Raw genomic sequence first — 8,042 nt, forward strand, 5'->3', positions numbered from 1 at the left:
GGCGAGCCCATCCTCATTGCAGACATTGTCCACCTGCAGCGACCGATAGTTATCGCGGGTGAAGGGCTTGCCGGGCACCCATTCCATGACCCGGGCCTGCAGACGGGCGAGCAGATCCGGGAGCCCCACGATCCAGCGCCGCTTGCCCATGGTGGCGGCCGTGTACTCGACAATCTCACGCAGGCTCATCACATCCGGCCCGCAGAGCTGGTAGCGCTGGCCAATGGTGCTACGATCCCCCAGGGCGGCAAGAAAAGCCTCTACCACGTCACCGACGTAAACCGGCTTGAGTCTCGCGTCCGGGCAGGCCAGGGGGATTACCGGCATCAGGCGAAGGAGCCCGGCAAAGCGGTTGAACAGGGTGTCCTCGGGCCCGAAAATGGCCGAGGGCTGGAAGATGGTGGGTTCCAGTTCACGATTGCTGTGAACCTGAATCAGGCCTTCGGCCTCCCCTTTGCTGCGCAGATTCTGGCTGGGGCCGCTGGCGTCTGCGCCCAGGCTGCTCATATGCAGAAGGCGTCTCACTCCGGTCTTCGTGCAGGCATCCAGAACCTTGCGGGTCAGTTCCACGTGGGCTTGACGGAAGGTCGCCCCTCGCCGTTTCGATTCGTTGAGAATCCCGACAAGATTGATGACCGCGTCCATGCCGCGAAATTCACGCTCCAGTACAGCCGGGTCATGGCAGTCGGCGGTCACAAGGCGAACGGTGGGCAGCACCGACAGCGCCTCATGACCCTGGGCATGCCGGGTCAGGATTTTGACCTGTACCCCGTCCCGGGCCAGCCTTGCGGCCAAATGCCTGCCGACGAAGCCAGTGCCGCCCAGCACGCAAACGCTGCGGTACTGCATGAATATCTCCTTGACCGTGTGTACTCGAAGACCGGCTATTCTATCAGCCGCGAGGGCGGGAATCAGGCGTGTTCAGCAGATCCCGGTGTCCTGCCCCTTACTGTCGCCTTCACCGCTTGAGTTTTCTGTTGTCCCTGGTTCCAGTGCATTGCAGGCCAGCTGTGGCGGCGTCCGACCCACTGGCCTCAGGCGTTGGGCCAATGCGCCCTCTCCGTTGTCCAGACGCAGATCGTAGCCGATGCTGTGGCTCATGACCCGTCGAATGTAGCGGCGGGTTTCCTGGAAGGGAATGATTTCTGCCCAGATGTCGCCGTCGAGATGGCCATTCTCGGGTAGCCAACTTTCAGCACGGTGTGGGCCCGCGTTGTAGGCCGCTGTCGCCACCAGCGGATGGTCGTCGAAACGATCCAGCATTTTTCTCAGATAGCCGGTCCCCAGGCGCACATTCTGTTCTGGCTGCAGAATATCCTGAGTGCCATTGAGCGGGAGATCCAGCTCTCTGGCCACATCCCGGGCCGTCGCGGGCATGAGTTGCATTAGCCCCAGTGCACCCACATGAGAGCGGGCATCCGGCATGAACAGAGACTCTGCGCGCATGATGCTCCAGGCCCAGGCGGAATCCAATGACAGTTCTTCCGCTGCGGGCTGTAACCATTCGGCAAAGGCAAGGGGGTAGTCAACGACCATGTCACCGCGGCAGCCGGCTCGGGCAGCGGTGATTACGGCTTCGGAGTTCCAGGCCCATTGAGCCGCCAGGACAGCGGCCTGGCAGCGCCCTTCTCGGTCCCGTTGAGCCACGGCATTGCGCCATTCCTGCCGTGCAGCCTGCGGCCAGTCCAGCGTGAGCAGCGTCCGCGCCAATTGCAGCTCCGCCGTTTCACTCAGGCTGTCCAGTTCACTGGGTTTGACCTCAATGGGTCTCAGCGAGGGCCGCGGTATCTCACCCGTGCGTTTCGATGCCAACAGACCGTAATAGTCCTGTTGCCGGCCCAGGCGCTGGTAGATGGCCAGCGCCGCTTTGTTTCGCCCCAGCTGTTCCAGGGCGCGAGCACGCCAGTATTGCCACTGGCGGCTGTCATCGTCGGGGTGACTGTCGATGGCCGCCAGTACGGCCTCCCAGTCCTCCAGGCGCAGCGCATTGCGGATTCGCCAGGCCCGGATGAATCCGTCGTTGGCGCTGCTCTCACTGAGCCATTGCTCTGCTTCGGGCAGATGCTGGCGGGCCGCCTCCAGTGCCAGGCGTCGGGTAAGCAGGAAGGCTTCCCGGTCACTGGTTTTCAGTCCATCGGCCAATGCCTGCTCCCAGCTTTGACGCGCTTCCCGAGGTGCCCGGCGGGCCAGGCGCTTGATCGCGGCAAGCAGGTCTTCCCGGTCCTGGGCCGGGGCGCTGGCTGGATCAATCGCGGTTATGACCGTCCGCGGTTGTGCGCGGATGGCCCGGAGCCGGGTTACCCGCCGGACCGCCTCCGTGCCCACATCCGGCGCCAGGCGTTCGGCCAGGGCCAGATTGTCGTTGCGCAGGGCGAGGCGATATCGCTCGGCGACCATGAAGTCAGTGATGATGCCCACCTGCCGAGCTTGGCGGAACAGGGGGTCACAGTCAGCTGGGAGATTCCGACCGGTCAGCCACAAGGCGGCAGCCTGATTCAAGACCTGCTCCTTGTCCTTACGAGCCAGTCGGCCCTGCATGGCCAGGCATTGCAGGGCTTGATCCCGTTCACCCCGGTAGTGACGGCGGAAGGCCTGCCAGCGCTCGGCACGACCCAGGGCCAGCAACCACTCACGGCGAAAATCACTGGCAAAGGGGCGCTCACGGTGACGAGAAATAAACCGTTCCACCTCCCCATCATCCAGTTCCGCCAGCCGCGGCCGCATCCAGGCCTTCTCCAGCCAGGGCATGGCGGGATGATGGCTGAATAACAGGCCGGGGTGTGGAAGCTCTTCCCCGGCCAGTATCTGCTGGGTGTAATCCCGAATTGCGGCATCACCGAAGGCCTTGGCATGGGCGCCGGGCAGGCAGCTCAGTGCCAGGACAAACAGCATCGGCCAGCAGCTGCGTGGCCAGGATTTCCCCAGTGGACTTGTCATTAACGAACTCCCTGAATCCATACCATTATAGTGGCCGAGGGCGGCACCCTGGAATGACTTTCCGTTCTGATCGCCGCGCACTCGGTGTCGAGCGGTGATCGGCGTTACACTCGGCATGGGATCCAGAAGGAGAGAGGGATGAGCATACGCAGTGTCAGTCCGCTAAGCGAAGAAGTGCTGGAGTCGGTGGAACCAATGGACGGAAGCGCGGTGGAGGCGGCACTGAGACAGACTGCCGAGGCCAGCCATGCCTGGGCGGCCATGTCGCTGGATGAACGCTGCCGCCGCCTCGGCCGGTTGGGTGACCGACTGCGAGCCAATCGCGACGAGGCAGCCGAGTGCATCACCCGGGAGATGGGCAAGTGTTTGCATGAAGCCAGGGCCGAGATCGAGAAATGTGCCTGGCTGTGCGATTTCTATGCCGACAACGCCCATCGCTTCCTGTCTGACGAGGGGATCAGCACCGAGGCGCGCAAAAGCTACATTGCTTACCAGCCACTCGGCACGGTGCTGGGCATCATGCCCTGGAATTTCCCCTTCTGGCAGGTGATCCGGTATGCCACGCCGGCCCTGACCGCAGGGAACACCGTGTTGCTCAAGCATGCACCCAATGTCCCGGCCTGCGCACGCATGCTGGAGGCCCTGTTCATGGAAGCCGGATTCGGAGACGGTGTGTTTCGCAACCTCTTCATCGAGACCGAGCAGATCAGACCGGTCATCGAGGATTCGAGGGTACATGCGGTCACACTCACCGGCAGCGAGAAAGCCGGACGTATCGTGGCCGCCCAGGCTGGTGCCGCACTCAAGAAGACGGTATTGGAGCTGGGAGGTTCCGACCCATTCATCGTTCTGGATGATGCCGACCTGGGCGCGGCGGTAGAGGCTGCCGTCAAAGCGCGTTTCCAGGCCAATGGCCAAAGCTGCATAGCCGCCAAGCGCTTCATCCTTCAGGAGACTGTTGCAGACCGTTTCCTGGTCGCTTTCAGTGAGCAGGTGGAAGCCCTGTCCATGGGCGACCCCATGGATCCCCAGGTCACCCTGGGGCCAATGGCCCGTCGCGATTTACGTGACACCCTTCATGAGCAGGTGTGTGATGCCATCGACAAGGGTGCAAGGCCTCTGCTTGGTTGCGAATTGCCGGAAGGCCGGGGCTGGTTCTATCCCGCCTCGATCCTGGACGGCGTAGCCCCAGGTATGCGGGTATGGGAGGAAGAGGTTTTTGGGCCGGTCGTCAGCGTCATTCGAGTCCGTAATGATCAGGAGGCTCTGGCGGTGGCTAACGGCAGTCCCTATGGTCTGGGCGGCAGTGTCTGGACCCGCGAACTGGGGCGTGGTGAAGACCTTGCGCGGCGACTGGCCAGTGGCGGGGCCTATATCAATACCATGACCGAAAGTGATCCGCGCATGCCATTTGGAGGCATCAAGCGATCCGGATATGGCCGGGAGCTTGGCGCTTTCGGCCTCCGGGAGTTCGTCAACATCAAGACCGTGTGGATGGCTTGACGACCCATCATGCCATTGCCGGTGGCCGGGAGGCCGTGTCATGAGCAATCATCGTCATCGCTTGCTCTTGTATTGCCTGCTGCTCGTAGCCATGCCGGCCAGTGCGCAGCAATCACCCGTCTACGATTATTTCAAGGCGGGATTCTGGCAGCAGACATCAACCCGTGATGCCATTTCTTTGGATTCCCTTGGTGGCGAGGACCGGAGTGGCTATGCCTTTGAAGGCATGACCCGCCTGGATGGCCCCTGGTTCATGTTGGGTGGATTCGCCCAATCTGACGGCGAGTTGTCCAGTTCAGAGGGCAGCGCCAGCCTGGGCGAAATCGATCTGGACCGTGGTTACATCTACCTCGCTTATCGCCGGCCCCTGGCCAAGGGTCTGGACCTCAATCTGCTGGGAGGATATGAAAGGCTGGAAACTCAGCTTCGCTACCGCCAGGATGCGGCCGATGCCAGTCACGAATTTGTATCGCGGGTCGATGAGGGCGCCGTGATTGGTCTGGCGCTGCGCTATCGGCCATGGCGTGAGCTGGAGGCCAATTTCAGGTTGGGGCGACGTCAGCTTGGCGGCATTCATGACGAGTTTACTGCCGGGGCAGGGCTTGCCCAGTGGCTTGGGGCCGGCTTCAGGCTGGCACTGGATGTGGATACGGCCGGCAGTGCCACCGACGGACGCCTGTCCATTCGTTACGACTTCAGCGGCCGCTGACCGGAGGATCAAAAAGGCGGGACCCATCGCTGGATGGGCCCCGCCGAAGCGCTTATCAGCTAACGCCCTACTCGCCTATGTGACGCTTGAGGAAATCAAGGACGTCCCCGTAATAAAGTTTGCGGTTCTCGACCTTGTAATATCCATGCCCTTCCTCGGGGAAAAGTCGGCTCTCATATTCTATCCCCGCCTCGTCCAGTTGTTCCTTCAGGAAGTTGTAGTGACTGATGTGGGCGCGCACATCCTGGCCGCCGTGGGAGATGTACAGGGGGGCCTCGATCTTCTCCACCTGGCGGGCAGGAGAGCGGGCGATGAGATCTTCCTCATCCGTCCCCAGATAACGCTCCAGGGTGCGAATGCCCTGGCTGCTTTCGGTGACGTCCCCTTCCTCAAACATCAAAGGCAGGTCGTAGACACCCACTACCGATACCCCGCAGGCATAGAGCTCCGGTTCCCGGATCAGGCCCATGAGTGTGGAGTAGCCGCCGTAGCTGCCGCCCATGATGCAGACCCGATCCGGGTCGGCATGGCCTTCCTCAATCGCCCACAGGGTGGCGTCGGTGACATCGTCCTGCATGGTTGTGCCCCAGTTGCGATAGCCCATGGTTTCGAATTCATGGCCATAGCCGCCGGAGCCACGGAAATTCACCGACAGCACGGCGTAACCATGGTGGGCCAGCAGCTGAATCTCGGGGTTGAAAGTCCACTCATCGCGAATGCCATGGGGCCCGCCATGGACTACCACAACGGTAGGGTGCGGACCTTCTCCCGCCGGCGTGGTGAGATAGCCATGGAGTTCCAGGCCATCGCGGGATTCCACTTGGATGGGTTCGGTACGATACAAGCGCTGGGGATCCAGCTCACGGAAATTGCTGAGAAGGAAGCTGGCCGCCAGATTATCGGTATCGAAGAGGTAGTACCCGGCGGCTGTGATATCGGACTCGGCAACCACGATAGCCAGGTCGGTATCTTGTGAAAAACTGACGATGCGCGAGAATTCATCCGGGAAGGCCGCGGAGATCTGTCGCTGAAGGATGGCGGTGGGCTGATCCGGGTCAATGAATACCATCTCCGGTTTGCCGTCCCGCTTGATGGCCCCAATGACTCGACTCCGGTCCTCGCTCCAGAGCACGCGGTTGATCTCGACCGTGTCTGATTCGATCAGTGTCTCAACGGACTGATCTTCCACCCGGATTCGGTAGAGCCCCATGCGCCCGGTTTCCCTTGAGCTAAAGTAGATGTGCTCGCCGCTGCCATCGAAGCCATGGAAGTTGAGCCAGCGTTGGTCGAAATCCAGATCGAAGTCCTGCCATTCCTCACCATGATCATCTCGGTAGGCGAAAGTTGCCTGACCATCTTCGTCTGGGCCAAAGGCGAGTCTGACCCGCCCCTGTTGGTCTGCCACCAGAGAGCCAAAGGGGATGGGGCTGATGGCAACCCGCCGCGTGCTGCCGGTATGGATATGGAGCCGTTGGGCGGTGGGGCGATCGGAGTCATGTGCCCGGGTCAGAATCAGAACACGATGCTCTTCATCAGGTAGCGTCGACAGCACGGTTCCCATGCGAAAGACCCTGCTGCCCGGATCCGTGCCATACAGCATGCGTGATCGGCTGCCGTCCACGTTGACGCCATAGATTCGCCCAGTGGGTCGGGGCTGGGCAAGCCGCCCTTCCTGTCGGTTGGTTCCGAACAGTATCCGCTCATTGTTGGCCCAGACCACATTGCTTGCGTGTTCATTTGCGGAAAGCTGGAAACCACCCGCGATAGAGACAGACTCCGGATCGCTGATATCAAGGATGACGACACCCGTCTGGTCGTCAACTGGGGCAGTGATGGCCAGGTGACGGCCGTCCGGCGACAGAGAGACTTCGTTGTACTCGGGCAGTTGCACAAAATGTTCCAGCGGCAGTCGCTCGTCATCGGCTAGCGCCGCAAAAGGCAGCGCTACCAGCGCCGCCAGCAAGATCAGGCGTTTCATTGATTCCCCTCCCTTTCAGGGCTTGCAAACACTGGACAGCAATACTGCACTACACTTGGGTATATCACCAAACACGGAAACCCAGCCATGATCTTACTGCTAATCGGTCTCCTCTTGTTCCTCGCTATCCATCTGATGCCGGCCTTTCCGGGCCTGCGGGCCGGTTTGGTGGAGCGTTTGGGGAGCGAGGCGCGCTATCTGGCCCTGTTTACTCTGGTGATTGTCATCGCCGTCATCATGCTGGCGGTGGGTTTGCGCGAGGCGGAATATGTTCCCCTCTGGGGGCAGATCACCTACGGTCGGGAGCTGGCGCCGTTGCTCATGGGGCTGTCGGTGTTTTTTGTGAGTGCGGCGTACGTCCCCAATAATCTGCACCGACTGGTTCAGAACCCCATGCTCTGGGGCGTTGTGTTCTGGTCGGCGGCCCATTTGCTGGTGGCCGGGCACCTGGCAGCGGTGTTACTGTTTGGCGGGCTCGGCGCCTATGCCCTCTACGCCATCTTCTTTCGCGGCGGCCGCCGCGACTGGCAGTCCCCGGTCCCCCGGCCCTGGCCGTGGGACCTCCTGACGGTGGTGGTGGCCTTTGTGGTGTACATGGCCCTGCTGTGGCTGCACCCCTACCTGTTCGGTGTCAGCGTGATTTAGGCTCGTTCTCACCTGCCCTGTGCCTGCGGAAAACGAATTCGGGATTTGGACAGAGTGGTTTCGAACTGGCTAATGCCTCTCCCGTCACGGGCTGAACAAAATTTGACTTCGGCATTTCAAAGGTGACACTCCCCCAGAGTAGGCCCTGGTGCCGCTGGCCTTGCTCAGGGCTGTGAGCGACAGGACGTCGCGTGCAGAGTCCCCAGGGATGGGTCTACGACGTCCCTGAGCAAGGCCAGCGGCACCAGGACCGGAACGTAACCCGTCACC

Annotated in this window: 6 protein-coding genes; 3 read left to right on the forward strand and 3 right to left on the reverse strand. The window is 61.4% G+C overall.

Going from position 1 to position 8,042, the window contains the following annotated elements:
• Positions 1–849 (reverse strand): complex I NDUFA9 subunit family protein (locus ACJWXQ_RS05310; protein WP_406672323.1); only part of this gene is annotated, 849 nt, incomplete at its 3' end.
• A 72-nt stretch (positions 850–921) separates the two neighbouring features.
• Positions 922–2,937 (reverse strand): transglycosylase SLT domain-containing protein, encoded by a 2,016-nt coding sequence (locus ACJWXQ_RS05315; protein WP_406672324.1) that lies wholly within the window; start codon positions 2,935–2,937, stop codon positions 922–924.
• Between the two features lie 138 nt (positions 2,938–3,075).
• Here ACJWXQ_RS05315 and ACJWXQ_RS05320 point away from each other — a divergent pair, with 138 nt between their 5' ends.
• Entirely contained in the window at positions 3,076–4,440 is a 1,365-nt protein-coding gene (locus tag ACJWXQ_RS05320; protein WP_406672325.1) for an NAD-dependent succinate-semialdehyde dehydrogenase, read from the forward strand.
• A gap of 40 nt (positions 4,441–4,480) precedes the next feature.
• A complete protein-coding gene (locus tag ACJWXQ_RS05325; protein ID WP_346050749.1) occupies positions 4,481–5,149 on the forward strand; it encodes an outer membrane beta-barrel protein in 669 nt (222 codons plus the stop codon).
• A 67-nt stretch (positions 5,150–5,216) separates the two neighbouring features.
• On the opposite strand, the gene ACJWXQ_RS05330 is transcribed toward ACJWXQ_RS05325, so the two are convergent.
• The gene (locus tag ACJWXQ_RS05330; protein WP_346050750.1) at positions 5,217–7,127 is read right to left on the reverse strand and encodes a S9 family peptidase; all 1,911 of its coding nucleotides are present in this window, start codon (positions 7,125–7,127) and stop codon (positions 5,217–5,219) included.
• 87 nt (positions 7,128–7,214) lie between these two features.
• Between ACJWXQ_RS05330 and ACJWXQ_RS05335 the strand changes: the two genes are divergently transcribed.
• Positions 7,215–7,772, forward strand: a complete 558-nt coding sequence (locus tag ACJWXQ_RS05335; RefSeq protein ID WP_346050751.1) for an NnrU family protein — start codon at positions 7,215–7,217, stop codon at positions 7,770–7,772.
• Positions 7,773–8,042 lie beyond the last annotated feature (270 nt).

Source organism: Natronospira sp. (assembly GCF_007134575.1).
Taxonomy (GTDB): domain Bacteria; phylum Pseudomonadota; class Gammaproteobacteria; order Natronospirales; family Natronospiraceae; genus Natronospira; species Natronospira elongata.

What these genes read in the sequence shown, in the direction of transcription:
- ACJWXQ_RS05315 (WP_406672324.1), bottom strand. Translation starts at nt 2,937, where the DNA reads ATGACAAGTCCACTGGGGAAATCCTGGCCACGCAGCTGCTGGCCGATG.
- ACJWXQ_RS05320 (WP_406672325.1), top strand. Translation starts at nt 3,076, where the DNA reads ATGAGCATACGCAGTGTCAGTCCGCTAAGCGAAGAAGTGCTGGAGTCG.
- ACJWXQ_RS05325 (WP_346050749.1), top strand. Translation starts at nt 4,481, where the DNA reads ATGAGCAATCATCGTCATCGCTTGCTCTTGTATTGCCTGCTGCTCGTA.
- ACJWXQ_RS05330 (WP_346050750.1), bottom strand. Translation starts at nt 7,127, where the DNA reads ATGAAACGCCTGATCTTGCTGGCGGCGCTGGTAGCGCTGCCTTTTGCG.
- ACJWXQ_RS05335 (WP_346050751.1), top strand. Translation starts at nt 7,215, where the DNA reads ATGATCTTACTGCTAATCGGTCTCCTCTTGTTCCTCGCTATCCATCTG.